This window comes from Campylobacter anatolicus (assembly GCF_018145655.1).
GTDB classification, from domain to species: Bacteria; Campylobacterota; Campylobacteria; order Campylobacterales; family Campylobacteraceae; genus Campylobacter_A; species Campylobacter_A anatolicus.
In genome coordinates, this window is sequence record NZ_JAGSSY010000006.1 from 32,877 (window position 1) to 50,708 (window position 17,832).

The window sequence follows — 17,832 nt, forward strand, 5'->3', positions numbered from 1 at the left end:
ATGTTAAGTAAATTTTACAAGGTATTTAAAAATTTATGAAAAAGACAAAATTAACTATAGACTTTCGTATGCATAACTCATCTGGTATTGGTACTTATATTAAAAGTATAATTCCGTTTTTAGTAGATAAATTTAATATCATCTTGCTTGGTAGTGCTAATGATATACAAAAATATGATTGGTCAGATAAGGTTAAAATAATTGAGTGCAATTGTAAAATATATTCTATAAAAGAGCAGTTTGAGTTAGCACTTAAAATTCCAAAATGTGATATTTTCTGGTCCCCGCATTACAATATTCCTATTTTTCATATAAGAGCAAATAAAAGAGTTGTAACCATACACGACGTGTTTCATCTAGCTTTTTATGATAAACTTACTTTGGCACAAAGGATATATGCAAAACTGATTATAAATCAAGCGACAAATATAAGCGATCAGATACTCACAGTTTCTAATTTTTCGGTTAATGAGATAAGAAAATATACAAAAATTAGTAAAAATATAGATATTGTTTATAATGCTGTAGATTTTAATAAATTTAATAATTCTTATAATACATTAAAGCTACAAAATATAAAAAATAGATATAATCTCCCAGATAAATTTTTATTATTTGTGGGAAATGTTAAGCCACATAAAAATTTAAAAAGTCTATTATTAGCCATTATAAATTTAAATATAAATTTAGTAATAGTCGGTAAAAAAGATAATTTTATAACGAGTGAATATAGCATTTTAGATACTATCAATAATGCAGGTCTTAAAGATAGAGTATTTTTTACTGGTTATATTAATGACGATGATGTGCCGTGTATATATAATCTAGCGACTCTTTTTGTTTTTCCGTCAATATATGAGGGCTTTGGCATACCGCCACTTGAAGCACAGGCTTGTGGCTGTCCAGTAGTATGCTCTAATGCTGCTAGTTTATTAGAAGTTTGTGGAGATAGTGTAGTGTATTTTGATCCGTATAATGTAGACGATATGAGAGATAAGATTGGGATAGTTTTAAACGATAAAAAGTTACAACTCAAGCTTAAACAAAAAGGCTTTGAAAATGTAAAAAGATTCAGTTGGGAGAGATCAGCAAATCAAATAATAAAGATATTTAAAAATTTGGAGACAAAATGAAAAAAGCATTAGTTCATGACTGGTTTAGTGTCTATGCTGGTGCTGAGAGATGCATAGAGAGCTTTACAAATATCTGGGATGATTTTGAAATTTTTAGCCTTATTGATTTTTTAAACGATAGTGATAGAGAAAAAATTTTAAAAGGAAAAAGTGTAAATACAAGTTTTATCCAAAAACTACCTAAATCTAAAAGCAAATATCGCAACTATCTGCCACTTTTTCCGTTTGCGATAGAGCAGTTTGATTTGAGTGATTATGATATTATTCTCTCTAGTTCACACGCAGTTGCAAAAGGCGTTTTAACGCATTCAAACCAGCTACATATCTCTTACGTTCATACTCCTATAAGATATGCGTGGGATCTTTATTTTCAGTATTTAAAAGAGAGTGGGTTAGATAAAGGGATAAAAGGATATATAGCTAAATACTTTTTGCATAAAATTCGTATTTGGGATATTGCTACGTTAAATAGAGTTGATTATTTCATAGCAAATAGTAACTATATATCAAATAGAATTAAAAAAATATATGGCAAAGATAGCAGCGTCATATATCCGCCAGTTGATACTTCTAAATTTGATGTAAAAAGTGATAAAGAAAATTTTTACTTAACTGCTTCTAGAATGGTTCCATATAAGAAGATAGACTTGATAGTTGAAGCTTTTGCTAAAACAGATAAAAAGCTAGTTGTTGTTGGAGATGGTCCAGATATGAAAAAAATAAAGTCAAAAGCTGGTAAAAATATAGAAATTTTAGGATATCAAAATGATAATGTAATGATAGATTTAATGCAACGAGCAAGAGCTTTTGTATTTGCTGCTAAAGAGGACTTCGGTATTACGCCAGTTGAGGCTCAGGCTTGCGGGACACCGGTTATTTGTCTATCAAAAGGAGGCACAAAAGAGACTGTGATTGATATGATAAGTGGTGTGCATTTTAACGAACAAAGCATTCAAAGTTTATTGCAAGCGATTGATAAATTTGAAAGAAATATTGATGTGTTTGATATATCAAAAATACGCAAAAATGCACTAAAGTTTTCAAAAGAGAGATTTGAATACGAAATAAAAAATTTTGTAGAGCAAAAATATCAGGAATTTAAAGAGAGATAATATGACAAATTTAATACTTTGTGGCGGTAGTGGCACTAGACTTTGGCCTATCAGTAGGATGCTTATGCCAAAGCAGTTTATAAAGCTATTTGATAACAAATCACTTTTTCAGCTTACTATTGATAGAAATATAAAATTATGCGAACAAATTTTGATAGTTTCTAATGCCGAACACTATTTTCTGTCTTTAGAACAAATTGAAGAGAGTGGTGTAACTCAAGCAAGATACCTTTTAGAGCCAATTGGTAAAAACACAGCACCAGCAATAGCCCTAGCTTGTATGGCTTTAGATAAAGATGAGATAGTCTTTGTTACGCCATCGGATCATTTTATAAAAAATAAAAAAGAGTATGAAAATGTAGTAAATCAAAGTAAAAATTTGGCACACAGTGGATGCCTTGTAGTATTTGGTATAAAGCCAACATATGCAAATACTGGCTTTGGTTACATACAAAGTAGTGGTGAAAACGTAATATCCTTTCACGAAAAGCCAAGCTTAGAGCAAGCTCAAAAATATCTTTTAGATGGCAACTATCAATGGAATAGCGGTATGTTTATGTTTAAAGCAGGAGTGTTTTTAGATGAGCTAAAAATTCATTCACCACAAATTTATAATGCTTCGCTAAAAGCTTTTAATAACTCAAGCAAAGGCGATATGGTTCGTATTAAGACCGCAGATATGCTAAACATACCAGAGGATAGTATAGATTATGCAGTAATGGAAAAGTCTACAAATGTTAAGATAGTTCATTCTGATATCGGTTGGAGCGATCTTGGTAGCTTTGATGCTTTGTATGATGAGCTACCTAAAGATGAAAGTGGCAATACCATAAATAAGCACCATATATCTATAAATTCTACAAATAATTTAATCTTTGGTTCCGATAGAAAGATAGCTACTATCGATATAAACGAATGTATCGTGATAGATACTAAAGACGCTCTTTTGCTTTGCAAAAAAGGCTCAAGTCAAAAGGTAAAGCAAGTTATAAACAAGATAAAAGATACTGAGCTATCAAACATACATCTAACTGTCAATCGCCCTTGGGGTAGTTACACAGTTTTAGAAGATGGTGATGGCTATAAGATAAAACGCATAGTAGTAAAACCCGGTAAAAGACTATCTTTGCAAAAACACTTTCATAGAAATGAACATTGGATAGTTATCTCTGGAACAGCCACTGTTACGGTTGATAATAATACGTTTTTGCTAAGAGAAAACGAATCAACATATATAAAAATGGGCGAAGTCCATCGTCTGTCAAATGATGGTAAGATACCTGCGGTTCTTATAGAAGTACAGGTGGGAAAATATACAGGCGAAGATGATATAATAAGAATTGAAGATGATTTTAATAGATAAAAAGGTTGTGTATGAATAAAAGTCTATCTTTTTTTATTTTGCTATTAGTTGATATGCTATTTGTATCGGCGTGTATCGTTTTAAGTGTGATTACTAGAAATGTTATTCAAGATTATAATTTTTTTCAAGACATTTTTAGATACGCAAACCTTATGCTAATACAATCAGTTGTTATATTTTTATTTATATACCAAGGTATCTACACTAGGCGGTATGATTTTTGGCACGAGAGTGGTATTATTGTTAAGAGCTGTCTTTTGGGACTTTTGATAAGTTTAGCTGTTTTAGCCTTGATTAAGATTAATTATGATTACTCAAGAATGGTATTTGTTCTAAGCTTTATTTTTATGATGTTTTTTTTACCAATTTCTAAATTTATGCTTAAAAAATGGCTTTTTAGATTTGGTATATGGAGAAAAAGAGCTAAAGTGCTTGGTGAGAGTGGTGATTTTGAGCTTGAAATTTTTACTAATCACTATCTGGGCTATGTAAGAGCTAAAGACAAAGACTATGACTCTCTTTTTATAGGTAGTAGCTCACTTAAACAAGAGACTTTAAATGAGCTTATAGAGCAAAATATAAGGGCAAATAAGGAGATTATATTTATTCCAATGCTTCGTTCATATGACTTTACTCAGGCACATATTTACACACTTTTTGATTCACGGACAAATCTCTTTGCTATACAGAACTCGCTAAAGAGCAAATTTAATATGGCATTAAAAAGGCTTTTAGATATAGGGTTGATTGTTTTAGCTTTACCTATTTTGGTGCCAGTATTTTTAATAATAATGGGGATAATAAAATTTAAAGAGCCTAGTGGCAGGATATTTTTCTCACATGAGAGAATGGGGCTAAATGGTAAGCATTTTGGCTGTTTAAAATTTAGATCAATGATAGAAAATAGCGGACAAATTTTAAAAGATTACTTAGATAAGAATCCACAAGAGATAGAGCATTTTGAAAAGTATCATAAGTATGAAAATGACCCACGCATTACGGCATTTGGAAATTTTATACGCAAGACATCGCTTGATGAGTTGCCACAACTTATCAATGTCTTAAAAGGTGAGATGAGTATAGTTGGTCCTCGCCCTTGTGCCGAGTATGAGAGAAAGGATATGGGTAAGTATGCTGAGTTAATCTTAGCTGTTCGTCCTGGTATGACTGGTTTATCGCAGGTAAGTGGCAGAAGTAATGTTGATTTTGAAACTAGAGCTCAAATGGACGCTTGGTATATGAAAAACTGGAGCATATGGAATGATATAATCATAATTATAAAGACATTTAAGGTTGTCTTAAAACAAGATGGTGCAAGTTAAAAGTCGGATCTCTCCGACTTTTAACTATATTTTGCCGCCTTCAACTACGACAGATTCAGGATCTACGCTGTCACCATATATCGGCTTTAGTGTAGTCTCGTAGTTTTTATGGAAGAAGTTTTCTTGACCTAGTCTTACTATCTCTTCATTAACCCATTTTAGTAGAGCTTCGTTACCCCTTTTGACCGCAGGGGCTATACTATCTTTGTTGCCTAGTTCGCCGATACCTACGTTAAAACCTGGATTTTCTTTTGCCCACGCAAAAAGCAAAGTATTGTCATGTGCTAACGCATCGCCACGCTTATCTAGCAATGCACCAAAAGTCTCTGTATTTTGATCAAATTTAACTAGCTCTATATCAGGATAGTTTTTAGTGAAAAATGCATCAGCTGTCGTGCCTTTATTTATTAGCAGTTTTTTGCCTTTTAGCTGACTTACATCAGTTATAATCGCACCATCAGGGCTAACCACACCAAGTGCGACTTTCATATATGGTAGAGCAAAATCCACAACCTTAGCACGCTCAGGCGTAACGGTAAAGTTTGCAAGGATTAGATCGACCTTGTCGGCCACTAAAAACTCAACCCTACTTGCTGCCTCGACTAGTTCAAATTTTACTTTGCCCTCATCACCTAGCAAGTCCTTTGCGATACGTTTTGCAAAGTAGACATCATATCCTTGATTTTTGCCGTCTTTATCTACATAGCCAAATGGCGGCTTGTCGCTAAAAACACCTATGCGTATATACCCACGCTCTTTTATAACAGCCACCGCATCCTTTTGTGCGTTGGAAACTTTATCTTCACCACAACCCGTTAGAAAGACGGCGGCGAATATTGCCAAAAATGAAAAAATCACTTTTTTCATATCTTTCTCCTTATTTTGAAATAGACTTGTTTTATACTATTTTGTCGCTAAAATTTAGCTAAAAAGTCATAAATTTTAGACATGTGATAAAAAAGGGCGTTTCAAAATGAGAATAAATTTAAAAACTTTCTCGCACGCTCAGTCTTTGGAGCGGTGAAAAACTCATCAGGCGTGTTTTCTTCTATTATCTTTCCGCCATCCATAAAAACTATACGATTTGCTACTGCACGAGCAAATGCCATCTCATGTGTTACGATAAGCATTGTCATCCCCTCGTGAGCTAAATTTAATATAACATCAAGCACCTCACGCACTATCTCGGGATCAAGTGCGGCTGTAACTTCGTCAAATAGCATAAGCTCAGGGTTCATACATAAGGCTCTTACTATAGCTATACGTTGCTTTTGTCCACCGCTTAGCTCTTTTGGATAGGCGTATTTTTTCTCACTTAGCCCCACTTTTTCTAGCCACATATCAGCCTCAGTTTCTACTTCGCTACGTTTGCGACCCTGTGCCTTTACAGGCCCTAATAAGATATTTTCTATCACATTCATATGATCAAAAAGCTCATAACTTTGAAAGACCATACCCACACGCTGACGCATCTTTGTCCAGTTTTTATACTCTTTTGTCACAACATCGCCATTTATGATTATCTCACCGTCTTGTATGTCTTCAAGTCCGTTTATACAGCGTAAAGTAGTGCTTTTACCACATCCAGAAGGTCCTAGCAAGACGACTACTTCTCCTTGTTTAACATCTAAATTTATACCATTTAGTGCGTGTAGTTCGCCATAAAATTTATTAATATTTTTAAGTTGCAATAAATACTGCATTTTGTCTCCTATACCACCCATTTTTGCTCTAATTTTTTAGAAAACTTTGATATTGGGTAGCAGATGATAAAGTATAGAAAAAAGATAAAACCATATACCCAAAATGGTGCCATATTATTCGTAAATACCGATCTTTCAATGATCTGCTGACCGACTTTAACAACCTCTATAACACCTATTAAAACGACTATGGATGTTGTTTTTATCATACGGCTTAATAAATTTACCGCACCAGGAACTAGTCGTCTCATCGCAAGCGGGATGATGACGTGAATGTAAATTTGCGTCTTATTTAACCCAAGCGAGGTGGCACTCTCGAATTGGTGCTTTGGTATGGATGTGATCGCTCCGCGTACGATATCCATCATCTCAAACACGCCCCAGATACTAAAAACTAAAAGTGAGGCGGTAAATGCACTGATATGCGTATTTAATGCTTTGCTTAAACCAAAATAGAATAAAAATAACCAAACGATAGTTGGCATTATCCGCACTATCTCAAGGCAAATTTTAAGGCTAAAATATATAAATTTATTTTTAAAACTCATCAAAACACCAAGAACCAAGCCACCGATGATAGAGATTATGATAGATACGGCCGAAATTTGTATGCTTACAAGCAGTCCACCCATTAACCGTGATAAATTTTCTGTATCAAAAAGTATGCTAACTCCGTCCAATACGCACCCCTTTCTCCCACAAAGTAAGAGCTAACGAGATCGGCAAGATGATGATAAGATAGCTCACAACCAGCATAAATAAAGCTTCATCTGTCTTATAATAAAGCCCAATGAGATCTTTTGCGACATATACAAGATCGGCAAGAGCGACTATGCTAACGATAGATGTCTCCTTGAGTAAAAATATCACGTTTGCCGAGATGGAAGGTATAGCGACACTAAAAGCTTGTGGCAAGATAATATAACGTAGCAGCTGAGCTTTATCTAACCCGATACTTAGTCCAGCCTCTATCTGTGAGCGTTTAACTGCTTCAAAGCCTAGTCGAAAACTCTCAGCCATATAACTACCACCTAAAAACGCAAGCCCAATGACTGCACAGGAAAATGAGCTAATATGAACGCCGAGTTTTGGTAGCCCATAGTATAGAAAAAATAGTTGGATAAGTAGTGGAGTATTGCGTGAAAGTTCTATGTAACCGTTTATTAGTGGTGTAAGTGCCTTTATATGATAAAATTTAATAATCATACAAAATAGTCCGACAACAAGTGATAATACGATGCCAAAAAAAGCTAGTTTAAGCGTCAAAATAGTCGCAGTAACAAACATTGGAGCAAACTCAGCAATAAATTCAAAATCCAAAATGCTATCCTAAATAAATTTATGAAAGTGTGATTATAACTCTAACCTTCTATATAGTTTTTAAGCTTTCTGCCAACTTTTGGGTGTTTTAGCTTCTTTATTGCTGAGCTTTCGATCTGGCGTACACGCTCACGAGTTACATTTAGTGCTTTGCCGATTTCTTCAAGTGTACGATCGCTCTCATCATCAAGAAGTCCAAATCTCATACATATAACCGCTTTTTCACGATCATTTAGTTGGGATAATACATCATCTATCTGCTCTCTAAGATCGCTTTTTAAAATTTGATCCATCGGCGAAAGTGAACTTTTATCTTCAACAAAATCACCAAATTTACCGTCTTCTTCGTTTGCGATAGGGGCTTCAAGACTGATAGGCTCTTTTGTGATCTTGATGACTTGTTTTACTTTATCTACGCTTAATCCAACCTCTTTTGCGATGATGCTGACATCTGGCTCTTTACCCTCTTCTTGCATATATTTTCGATTGATTTTATTTATACGATTTATCGTCTCTATCATATGTATCGGTATGCGTATGGTTCTGGCTTGATCCGCGATAGCACGACTGATGGCTTGGCGTATCCACCATGTTGCGTAAGTGGAGAATTTGTATCCTTTGCGGTATTCAAATTTATCCACAGCTTTCATAAGTCCTATATTGCCCTCTTGGATAAGATCTAAAAATGGTAAACCGCGGTTAGTATAGCGTTTAGCTATGCTTACTACTAGACGTAAATTCGACTTTGCCATCCTGCCTTTTGCTTCATCTGAAATTTTCTTACCACGTTTGATCTGCTCAAGGATCGCTTTTAGGCGAGCTGGCTCTAGATCAAAGCCTTGCTTACTAGCCTCTTTAGTTTGAAATAGCTTTTTTATCTCAACATATGTAGATACCATTGTAGCTTCTGGCACACGAGCGGCAATCTCTTCTTTATTTAACTTTAGTATATCTTTAAGTATGCCTTTATGATTTTTCTTAAGCTCATCGCTAAACATAGGAAGGCGATATTCAAGGCGTTTTAGCTCTCTGTCAAACTCATCATCGCTTTTTAGCACCGTTTCCATTGATTTTACAATCTCGCTTATGAGTTTGCTTGTTGGGCCTAGATCCATAAGTTTCTCTTTTAAAATTTTCTTTTTAAAAGCAATGTTTATCTTCGATGTTAGATCATCGGCTTCTATTTTTTCTTGTTTATTGGCTGTTTTTAGCCACTCTTTTTTTGCCTTTTCAAGAGCTTTGAAGCTTTCCATAACTTTTTCAGTACGTTTATCATTTTTTATAGATTTTTTAGGTTTTATCTCCTCATCGTCAAGCTCTTCATCTCCTTCAAGCTCTTCATCATCATTTTCTTCATCGTCATTTTCATCTTCAAAGCTTTTAAATAGCTCTTTAACACGTCTTTCACGATTTATAAGTGGCTCTTTATATTCAAGTATAAAATCTATCAAAAATGGCACTGAACAAAATGCATCTATAATGATATCTTCGCCAAGTTCTATCTTTTTACTTATCTCAATCTCTTCATCTTTTGTTAAAAGTGCTATCTGCCCCATCTCACGTAGATACATTCTTACAGGACTATCGGACCTTGACCACTCTAAAAAGTCGGTATCTCCAGCTAGATCAAATTCGTCTTCTAAATTTGTATCATGTGCTTTTTGGCTATTTTCAAGGCGTTTTTTAGCGTCAGCTATGTTGCGCATTTTGGAAATTTCGGCTGCACTTATTAGCTCGACTTTGTGCTTTTTAGCTAATGTTTCTATGTTTTTAATGATCGTTGCAGTAGGAGTTTTGTCTAATAATTTTACAAGTTTTTCATATGTTACAAAACCCTTTGCATTTTCGGCAAAAAGCTCGTCTATCTTAGCTAGTTGTTCTTTTGCTGCACTCATAAATTTCCTTTCTGAATTAACATAGTTGATTATAATTAAAGTATCTGTAGAAAAAGTGGATTATACCGAAATTTTATTAAATATATATAAAACAATATTATGGAACGCAAATTGCTTATATTAAATTAACTATATAAATTTAATTAGGGAAAAGTATGCAAAACGGCTATTATCAAGCAACTGCTGGTATGGTTACTCAGTTTAATCGACTTGATGTTATCTCAAATAATCTTGCAAATGTGAATACAATCGGCTTTAAAAGAAATGATGTTGTCATTGGCGATTTTATACGGATTTTTAAAGAGACTCAAGATGAATTACCACTAAAAAATCATACAAAAGATGCAGCTAAATTTCTAAATAGAACGCTAGATCGTGTGCCACAAGTAAGCGAAGAGTATACTGACTTTAGCACAGGTGGTATAAAATACAGCTCAAATAATCTTGACTTTGCGTTAAAAAGAGAGGATATATTTTTCTTAGTTGATACACCAAGCGGTGTACGTTTGACTAAAAACGGCTCATTTAGCCTTGATGAGGATGGATTTATTGTAAGCAAAGAGGGCTATAGGATACTGCCAAATAACTACGAGACATTAGCACAGCAGCAGCGTGGCATACAGTTGCCGCAAGGTGAGCGGTTTACTGTGGATAAAAATGGCAATATCTATTCAAACGAAGATCAGATAAGTAAATTTTATATGGCACAGGTGCGTGAGATACGCGATCTTAAAAAGATAGGTGATAACTTATATGAGCTTAAAAACTTAGCTGATATGCAAGATGTAAATGACGCTGATATGCTACTACAAGGCTATACGCAGATGTCAAATGTCAATCCGGTTCGTGAAATGGTAGCCCTTATAGAGACGCAACGCCTTGTGGATATGTATCAAAAGGTAATGACAAGTCATATGACCGATCTAAACCAAGATGCGATACAAAAACTTGCAGTTAGAGCATAATTTAAAGGATAGAAAATGATGAGATCAATTTATTCTGCAGCGACTGGTATGATCGCTCAGCAGACGCAAATAGACGTTACTTCACACAATATTGCAAACGTAAATACTTATGGATATAAGAAAAACAGAGCCGAGTTCGCTGATCTTATGTATCAGGTTATGGAGTATGCAGGGACAGCGACTAGTCAGACTACGACAAGTCCGACCGGCATTGAGGTGGGTCTGGGTGTGCGACCGACAGCAATAAATAAAATTTTCTCGCAAGGATATTTTAAAGAGACTGGCAATAACCTTGATATAGTCATCGCTGGAGACGGCTTTTTTCAAATTCAGCTACCAGATGGCACAACGGCATATACAAGAAATGGAGCATTTAAGCTTGATAGCGAAGGAACGATAGTAAATTCTGATGGTTATCAGCTTATACCGCAGATCGTAGTCCCTGCAAATGCCACTCAGATCTCAATAGGCACAGATGGAACGGTTTCAGTGCTTCAAGCTGGCGAGCAGGAGATGAATCAGATTGGGCAGATTGAATTAGCAAATTTTATAAATCCAGCCGGACTTCACTCAATGGGAGACAATAACTACCTTGAAACTGGTGCAAGTGGCAATGTGGTTGTAGGTGTGGCTGGACTTGATGGGCTTGGCACAATCCGTCAAGGCTTTGTAGAGATGAGTAACGTTCAGCTAGTCGAGGAGATGACTGATCTTATCACAGGACAAAGGGCGTATGAAGCCAACTCAAAGGCTATTACAACAAGTGATGCGATGCTTGAGATAGTAAATGGACTTAAAAGGTAAGTAAAATGATATTTATGCTTTGTATAGTTGGATTTATCTTGGTTGTTTGGATAGTTGATGTGCTTTATTTTTCGCAAGATACTAGTTGCAATGAGCATAACGAGCTGAAATTAGCAAAGGAACATAAGCATATTGACTAAAAAAGCAAAAATTTTGTATAATTGCGATTTCACTTTTTAGGAAATCAATGTCTTTTTTACAAATTTTTAAGATAACTCTGCCTATTATGATGGGTTGGGTGCCACTTGGTATTGCATTTGGACTCTTAGCTAAAAATATCGGTGTTAGTTTGTTTAACACAATGGCACTTAGTGCTATCACTTTTGCGGGTGCAGCTCAATTTATGGTGCTATCACTTTTAAGTGTTGGCACTACGATATTTGAGATCGTTATAGTTTCATATCTAGTAAATTTACGACATACATTTTATGGACTTGCACTCTTAAAAGAGTATAAAAATATAAAATTTAAATTTTTTAATATCTTTGCACTTACAGATGAGAGCTTTGCACTCTTTAAAACAATAAATATTTCTGATGATAATGAGAGAAGTAGGGTATTTAGCTGGATTAATTTGCTTACCTATCTTTCGTGGGTCTTTGGCACAGCCGTGGGATTTGTCTCTGGTGAGCTTATACGTATTGATTACAGCGGTATTGAGTTTTGTCTGACTTCGCTTTTTATAGTTTTAGCCATAGAGATGTTTAAAAGTGAGAGAAATTTTAAAATATTGTCGTTTGCTTGTTTAATCGGCGTTCTTAGCGTAGCATTTTTACCGAGTAAATTTATGCTACTTGGAGCAATATTTGCCTGTTTTTTATTTATTGTTATATTTGAGGATAGGTTATGATAAGCGTATCGTCAAGCGAAGGGCTTATATTTACCGCAGTTATCGCAAGTGCAATAGCTACGTATCTAACTCGTGCTGTGCCGTTTTGGCTGTTTAAAAAAGATAAAAAGCGTGGCGGTTGGCTACTTGGCGTGGAGCGATATATGGGCCTTATGATAATGGTTCTACTCATTTTTTACGCATTAAAAGATACAAAATTTGACGTTTATCCATATGGGCTTAGCGAGATAGCAGGTGTTTTAGCAGCGGTTTTGTTTCATATCAAATTTAACAATGCCTTGCTTAGTATCGTTGTTTCTACTGCTATTTATATAGTATTTATTAGAAATTTATAAATTTTATAATTTAATTGACTTTATTAATTTTTAGATGTATAATTGTATTAATCAAATTTAAAAAAACAATTTTTATTTAAAGGAGATTAAATGCATTTTTCAGTAAAAGTAAAGGTGGTAGCATTTATGCTTCTAGCTGCAACAATGGCTTTTGCTAAGCCAACTATCTACATTTTAGCAACTGGTGGGACTATCGCTGGTGGTGGTGCTGGTGAACTAGGGACGAACTACACATCAGGCACCGTTACAGTTGATAAGCTTATCGCAGCAGTTCCAAAGATAAACGAAATTGCTACGATTAAAGGCGAACAGATCTCACAAATTGGCTCTCAAGAGATGAATAATGAAGTTTGGCTAAAACTTGGCAAACGTGTAAATGAGCTATTAAATAGCGGTAAGGCTGATGGCATTGTCATAACTCATGGTACTGATACAATGGAGGAGACTGCTTATTTTCTAGATCTAGTTGTAAAAAGTGATAAACCTATTGCGATGGTGGGAGCAATGAGAAACTCAGACTCATTAAGTGCAGATGGTCCATTAAATTTATTTAACGCAGTAAATGTTGCTATGAGTAAAGATAGCGTAGGCAAAGGTGTTGTAGTAGTAATGAATGATGAAATCCACGCTGCTCGTGAGGTGACAAAAACAAATACAAGCTCTGTTGATACATTCAAATCCCCAAATACTGGCAAGATCGGCACCGTGTTTTATGGCAACGTAAAATACTATATGCAACCAACTCGTAAGCACACTGTAAATAGTGCCTTTGATATCACAAAAATCAAAGAGCTACCGCGTGTTGATATTATTTATAGCCACTCAAATGATAACCCTGATTTTATAAATTTAGCTGTCAAAAATGGTGCAAAAGGTATCATAAATGCTGGCATGGGTAATGGCAATCCTTTCCCAACTGCACTAAAAGCACTTGGTGAGGCTGTTAAAAATGGTGTTATAGTCGTTCGTAATTCACGCGTTGGTAGTGGTGAGACTACTATGAATGGTGAAGTTGATGATGAAAAATATGGCTTTTTAACAAGCGATAATCTAAACGTTCAAAAAGCTAGAGTTTTACTAATGTTATCACTTGCAAACACAAGCGATAAAGCTAAAATTCAAGAGTATTTCTTAAATCATTAATAGCTGTAGTTTAGATATATTTTAGGCTTTTTGGAATTTTATAAGTGTAGTGAAGTATAAAGATAACTCTTTACTAAATGAGTAATAATTCCAAAAAGCATTTTAAAATTTAAGCTTTTTAGTAAAATTTATAAAAGCTATCACATTTCCTACTAAAATTTGTATTTAAATTTTTAAAGTATTTTGTGCTATTGGCAATATGACAATAGTGCTTATCTCAACTCGTCTAATTAATCTTAAAATTTTAAGATTAATTATCTATGTTTTAAGAGATTTTTGAATGGCGTTTAATTTATCGGCAATAAAAATACTTTTTTAGAAATCTAAAGGTTTTATAGCGATATCACCACCATTTTTGTTAAAAGTAACACTTTAGCGTTGGCATTTTACCTATTTTTTGTTAGTTTTAAAAGTCTTAGCTTTAACCGCTTATGCCATTAGCTGAGCTATATTTAGAAGCTATTATGAAGCTATATACTATTTTAGAGCTTTTCTATGCTTTTTATAAATGTTTGGATGATATTTTTCTTGTAGATTTAGCTTAAATTTGATAAAATTAGCTTAAATTTTTAAAAAGGCAAGATATAGATATGGCAAACAGAGTTTGGAAATTTGGTGATAACATAGATACTGACATCATCATTGCAGCAAGATATTTAAATACATCCGATGAGAACGAATTAGCAAAGCACATTATGGAGGATGCTGATCCTAATTTTGTCAAAAAGATAAGCAAAGGCGATATCATTGTTGCTGGTGAAAATTTTGGATGTGGAAGTAGTAGAGAACACGCTCCTATCGCACTAAAAGCAGCAGGAATATCTTGTGTGATAGCCAAAAGTTATGCAAGAATTTTCTATAGAAATAGCTTTAACACTGGACTTTTGATACTTGAAATAGCCCAGACCGATGAGATAAACGCAGGCGATGAGCTAAGCGTGGATCTAGATAGTGGCGTGGTTAGGAACATCACTAGTGGTAAAGAGTATAAATTTGCATCGATTCCGCCTTTTATGCAAGAACTTTTAAAGAGTGGCGGACTTATACAATACGCTAAGAGTAAAATTTAAGGTTTGTTTATGAAAAGATATAAAATTTGCGTGATAAAAGGCGATGGTATCGGTCCTGAGATAGTAGCTGAAGCGACGAAGGTGCTTGATGTAGTTGCACTTAAATTTGACTTTGAACTTGAGTATGATTATAAGCTTTTAGGCGGTGCTGCAGTTGATATTTTTGCAGAGCCATTGCCTGATGAGACTTTGCGTAGTGCTTTAAGCTCGGATGCTGTGCTTTTTGGTGCGATAGGTGGCACAAAGTGGGATAATCTACCGCGTGATAAACGTCCAGAAAGTGGTCTTTTAAAGCTTAGAAAAGGTCTTGAAGCCTTTGCAAATCTCCGTCCAGCCACCATTTATGATGAGTTAGTAGACGCTAGTACGCTTAAACCCGAAGTGCTTAGAGATGTAGATATTTTGGTTGTGCGTGAGCTAACTGGTGGCATTTATTTCGGTCAGCCACGCAACAAGGACAAAACGACTGCGTTTAATACGATGGTTTATTCTAAATTTGAGATAGAACGTATCGCTAGGATCGCTTTTGAAGCAGCACAGAAGCGTAAAAAGAGAGTTTGTATGGTGGATAAAGCAAACGTTCTTGAAGCGTCTCAGTTGTGGCGTGAAGTCGTAAGCGAAGTGGCCAGGGAGTATGCTGATGTGGAGCTTGAGTATATGTATGTGGATAATGCTGCTATGCAACTGATACGCAACCCACGCCAATTTGATGTCATATTGACTGAAAATTTATTTGGCGATATTTTAAGTGATGAAGCTAGTATGATTTGTGGCTCGATTGGACTGTTGCCGAGTGCTAGTATTGGTGGTAAAGTTGGTATTTATGAGCCAATACATGGCTCTGCACCTGATATAGCAGGGCAGGGCATAGCAAATCCTATAGCGACTATACTAAGTGCGGCGATGATGCTTCGTTATGCACTAAGTGAAGATGCGGCAGCTGATGCAATAGAACAAAGCGTAAAAAAGGCTTTAGCTGATGGCTATCGCACAAAAGATATTGCAGCGTTTGGAGCAAAAGAGATTTGCACTACATCTGAGATGGGTGATATAATAGTAAAATATATAGAAGGATAGATGAAAAATACAATTACAGAGGCACTTATATATGAGTCTCAAAATTTAATGGATGATGCACTTGAAGTTTACAAAAATATCCTTAAACAAGATCCAAACAATGAGGACGCGTCTGCTGCGATCCGCCGTCTAAGCGGACTTCGTAAAAGTCGAAAGATAGAAAATGAGCAGATGAAGGATTTTTTCGTAAATATGAAAACGCCTGAAGAGATAACTGAGTTTAAAAGGTGGCTGATAAGATTATGAAACTTGATGATATAGCAAAAATGGCGATAGATGAAGTGAGTGCAGAGCTTGAAAAAATAGAGCGACTAACAAAACAAAACTTGCAAGAGAAAACTCAAATTAAAACACAAGAAAATACTACAAATGATGATTTAAAAGTGTTTGAAGCTTCTGAAAATATTGCTAAAAAAGATGAAAAAAATAGTGAAAAAGAGATAAATAGTGCTGAAGAAATTTTTCTTAAAAATTTACGTGAGCGTGTAGAGGTATTGTTTGAAGGGTTAAATGAAACGCCAAAAGATGAGTTACAAAGTCGTCTTGAATTGACGCTTAAATTCCTTGAATTCGTGCTTGCAAGTGTTGAAAACAGACTTAAAAATTTATCAAAATAACAAACTTGATGTGGTGCGTGATTTGCTCGCACCATACACTAATCGTGCTTACTTAGTCGGTGGCTGTGTGAGAGACGCACTACTGGGTCGTGCAGTAAGTGATTATGATATTGAAGTTTATGATATAAATCCACAAAAATTTGACACATTGATGAGTGAATACGGTGCAAACGGCGTTGGTAAGAGCTATTTTATATATAAATTTAAAAATTTTGACCTAGGTCTTCCTCGTAGTGAAAATCGCACTGGGCTAACTCACAAAGATTTTGATGTAAGCTATATAAATGAGCCAAGACAGGCGTGTTTGCGACGCGATTTTAGCGTGAATGCGATGATGATAAATATCTTTAATGGCGAGTTCTTGGACTTCTTTGGTGGAGTTGGCGACTTAGAAAATAGAGTGCTAATGCATATAGATGATAAGAAATTTTGCGAAGACCCACTGCGTGTATTGCGTGGGGTGCAGTTTAGCTCACGGCTTGGCTTTTATATTGCACCTAAAACGCTAGAACTGATGAATGGTTTGAGTTTGGCTCATCTTAGTAAAGATCGTATAAATACCGAACTTATTAAATTTTTTCGCGCAAAACACCTTTACATAGGTGCAAGATATCTTTATGAGCTTGGGTTGCTTGGCGAGCTTTTTGGCAAGTTTGTAGATGGCAAGTTTGCTCCACTTTTAATACCACAAGATGAGTTTGATAAATTTAATAATGAGCTTAAAAATGCACGTGAGTTTGTGGCAGACGAGCGACTCTTTATCTATCTTATATGTGGATATTTCTGTATTGACGTGGAGCTAAATTTAAATAGACTGAAAATGCCAAAGAGCTTTTTGAGTGTCGTAAAACAGCCATATTTTAAAGATGAGCCAAGCGATAAAGAGCTATTGCGGATCTCCTTAAAAATGCCACTTAAAGAGTGGCTTGGACTTAAGTCAAAAGAGCTTATAAAACGTGCTAAAAACTTAGGCGTGTATGATACTAAATTTGATGCTAAAACTAATACGCAAGAGATTTTAAAGGCTGGGTTTAGTGGTAAAGCTGTAGGTGTCGAGATAGCTCGTAGGCAAGATATTGCTATAGATAAGTTTTTAAATTTACAACTTAAAATATGTTAAAAT

At 35.1% G+C, this 17,832-nt stretch carries 20 protein-coding genes; 15 read left to right on the plus strand and 5 right to left on the minus strand.

What is annotated here, in order from left to right; all coding sequences use genetic code 11:
• The first annotated feature begins 35 nt into the window (after nucleotides 1–35).
• The 4 genes from KDE13_RS08515 to KDE13_RS08530 are packed head-to-tail and all read left to right on the plus strand — an operon-like array spanning nucleotide 36 to nucleotide 4,930.
• A complete protein-coding gene (locus tag KDE13_RS08515) occupies nucleotides 36–1,133 on the plus strand; it encodes a glycosyltransferase family 4 protein (RefSeq protein WP_212143573.1) in 1,098 nt (365 codons plus the stop codon).
• Nucleotides 1,130–2,245 (plus strand): glycosyltransferase family 4 protein, encoded by a 1,116-nt coding sequence (locus tag KDE13_RS08520; protein WP_212143575.1) that lies wholly within the window; start codon nucleotides 1,130–1,132, stop codon nucleotides 2,243–2,245. The genes KDE13_RS08515 and KDE13_RS08520 overlap by 4 nt, the downstream gene beginning before the upstream one ends.
• Nucleotide 2,246: 1 nt before the next feature.
• Nucleotides 2,247–3,608, plus strand: coding sequence for a mannose-1-phosphate guanylyltransferase/mannose-6-phosphate isomerase (locus KDE13_RS08525; protein ID WP_212143576.1), 1,362 nt, complete (start codon nucleotides 2,247–2,249; stop codon nucleotides 3,606–3,608).
• A gap of 11 nt (nucleotides 3,609–3,619) precedes the next feature.
• The gene (locus tag KDE13_RS08530; protein WP_212140452.1) at nucleotides 3,620–4,930 is read left to right on the plus strand and encodes a sugar transferase; all 1,311 of its coding nucleotides are present in this window, start codon (nucleotides 3,620–3,622) and stop codon (nucleotides 4,928–4,930) included.
• 24 nt (nucleotides 4,931–4,954) lie between these two features.
• Here the strand turns inward: KDE13_RS08530 and KDE13_RS08535 are convergent, their stop codons facing one another.
• The 5 genes from KDE13_RS08535 to rpoD form a co-directional block, all read right to left on the minus strand.
• Nucleotides 4,955–5,797 carry a cysteine ABC transporter substrate-binding protein gene (locus KDE13_RS08535; RefSeq protein WP_212140453.1) on the minus strand — a complete coding sequence of 281 codons (843 nt, stop codon included), beginning with the start codon at nucleotides 5,795–5,797 and terminating at the stop codon, nucleotides 4,955–4,957.
• Between the two features lie 101 nt (nucleotides 5,798–5,898).
• Nucleotides 5,899–6,633 (minus strand): amino acid ABC transporter ATP-binding protein, encoded by a 735-nt coding sequence (locus KDE13_RS08540; protein ID WP_212141798.1) that lies wholly within the window; start codon nucleotides 6,631–6,633, stop codon nucleotides 5,899–5,901.
• Nucleotides 6,634–6,641: 8 nt separating this feature from the next.
• On the minus strand, nucleotides 6,642–7,265 hold the full coding sequence (locus KDE13_RS08545) for an amino acid ABC transporter permease (protein WP_229204412.1): 624 nt from the start codon (nucleotides 7,263–7,265) through the stop codon (nucleotides 6,642–6,644).
• Between the two features lie 34 nt (nucleotides 7,266–7,299).
• Nucleotides 7,300–7,953: an amino acid ABC transporter permease gene (locus KDE13_RS08550; protein WP_212143580.1), complete on the minus strand. Its 654-nt coding sequence runs from the start codon at nucleotides 7,951–7,953 to the stop codon at nucleotides 7,300–7,302.
• Nucleotides 7,954–7,994: 41 nt separating this feature from the next.
• The gene (rpoD, locus tag KDE13_RS08555; RefSeq protein WP_212140457.1) at nucleotides 7,995–9,848 is read right to left on the minus strand and encodes an RNA polymerase sigma factor RpoD; all 1,854 of its coding nucleotides are present in this window, start codon (nucleotides 9,846–9,848) and stop codon (nucleotides 7,995–7,997) included.
• Nucleotides 9,849–10,003: 155 nt separating this feature from the next.
• Here rpoD and KDE13_RS08560 point away from each other — a divergent pair, with 155 nt between their 5' ends.
• The 11 genes from KDE13_RS08560 to KDE13_RS08605 all read left to right on the plus strand — a co-directional run bounded on the left by KDE13_RS08560 (nucleotide 10,004) and on the right by KDE13_RS08605 (nucleotide 17,829).
• Nucleotides 10,004–10,813: a flagellar hook-basal body protein gene (locus KDE13_RS08560; RefSeq protein WP_212143582.1), complete on the plus strand. Its 810-nt coding sequence runs from the start codon at nucleotides 10,004–10,006 to the stop codon at nucleotides 10,811–10,813.
• A 15-nt stretch (nucleotides 10,814–10,828) separates the two neighbouring features.
• On the plus strand, nucleotides 10,829–11,617 hold the full coding sequence (gene flgG / locus KDE13_RS08565; protein WP_212140459.1) for a flagellar basal-body rod protein FlgG: 789 nt from the start codon (nucleotides 10,829–10,831) through the stop codon (nucleotides 11,615–11,617).
• Between the two features lie 5 nt (nucleotides 11,618–11,622).
• Nucleotides 11,623–11,757 carry a hypothetical protein gene (locus tag KDE13_RS09685; protein WP_267873268.1) on the plus strand — a complete coding sequence of 45 codons (135 nt, stop codon included), beginning with the start codon at nucleotides 11,623–11,625 and terminating at the stop codon, nucleotides 11,755–11,757.
• A 47-nt stretch (nucleotides 11,758–11,804) separates the two neighbouring features.
• Nucleotides 11,805–12,467, plus strand: coding sequence for an AzlC family ABC transporter permease (locus tag KDE13_RS08570; RefSeq protein WP_212140460.1), 663 nt, complete (start codon nucleotides 11,805–11,807; stop codon nucleotides 12,465–12,467).
• Complete coding sequence (locus KDE13_RS08575) at nucleotides 12,464–12,802, plus strand: branched-chain amino acid transporter permease (protein WP_212140461.1); 339 nt, start codon at nucleotides 12,464–12,466, stop codon at nucleotides 12,800–12,802. The genes KDE13_RS08570 and KDE13_RS08575 overlap by 4 nt, the downstream gene beginning before the upstream one ends.
• A gap of 90 nt (nucleotides 12,803–12,892) precedes the next feature.
• A complete protein-coding gene (locus tag KDE13_RS08580; protein WP_212143584.1) occupies nucleotides 12,893–13,945 on the plus strand; it encodes a type II asparaginase in 1,053 nt (350 codons plus the stop codon).
• Nucleotides 13,946–14,535: 590 nt separating this feature from the next.
• Nucleotides 14,536–15,015, plus strand: a complete 480-nt coding sequence (locus tag KDE13_RS08585; protein WP_212140463.1) for a 3-isopropylmalate dehydratase small subunit — start codon at nucleotides 14,536–14,538, stop codon at nucleotides 15,013–15,015.
• 9 nt (nucleotides 15,016–15,024) lie between these two features.
• Nucleotides 15,025–16,092, plus strand: a complete 1,068-nt coding sequence (gene leuB / locus KDE13_RS08590; protein ID WP_212140464.1) for a 3-isopropylmalate dehydrogenase — start codon at nucleotides 15,025–15,027, stop codon at nucleotides 16,090–16,092.
• A complete protein-coding gene (locus tag KDE13_RS08595; protein WP_212140465.1) occupies nucleotides 16,093–16,338 on the plus strand; it encodes a hypothetical protein in 246 nt (81 codons plus the stop codon).
• Nucleotides 16,335–16,709, plus strand: coding sequence for a CiaD-like domain-containing protein (locus KDE13_RS08600; protein WP_212140466.1), 375 nt, complete (start codon nucleotides 16,335–16,337; stop codon nucleotides 16,707–16,709). The genes KDE13_RS08595 and KDE13_RS08600 overlap by 4 nt, the downstream gene beginning before the upstream one ends.
• Complete coding sequence (locus tag KDE13_RS08605; RefSeq protein ID WP_212143585.1) at nucleotides 16,675–17,829, plus strand: tRNA nucleotidyltransferase/poly(A) polymerase-related protein; 1,155 nt, start codon at nucleotides 16,675–16,677, stop codon at nucleotides 17,827–17,829. Before KDE13_RS08600 ends, KDE13_RS08605 begins: the two co-directional genes overlap by 35 nt.
• Nucleotides 17,830–17,832 lie beyond the last annotated feature (3 nt).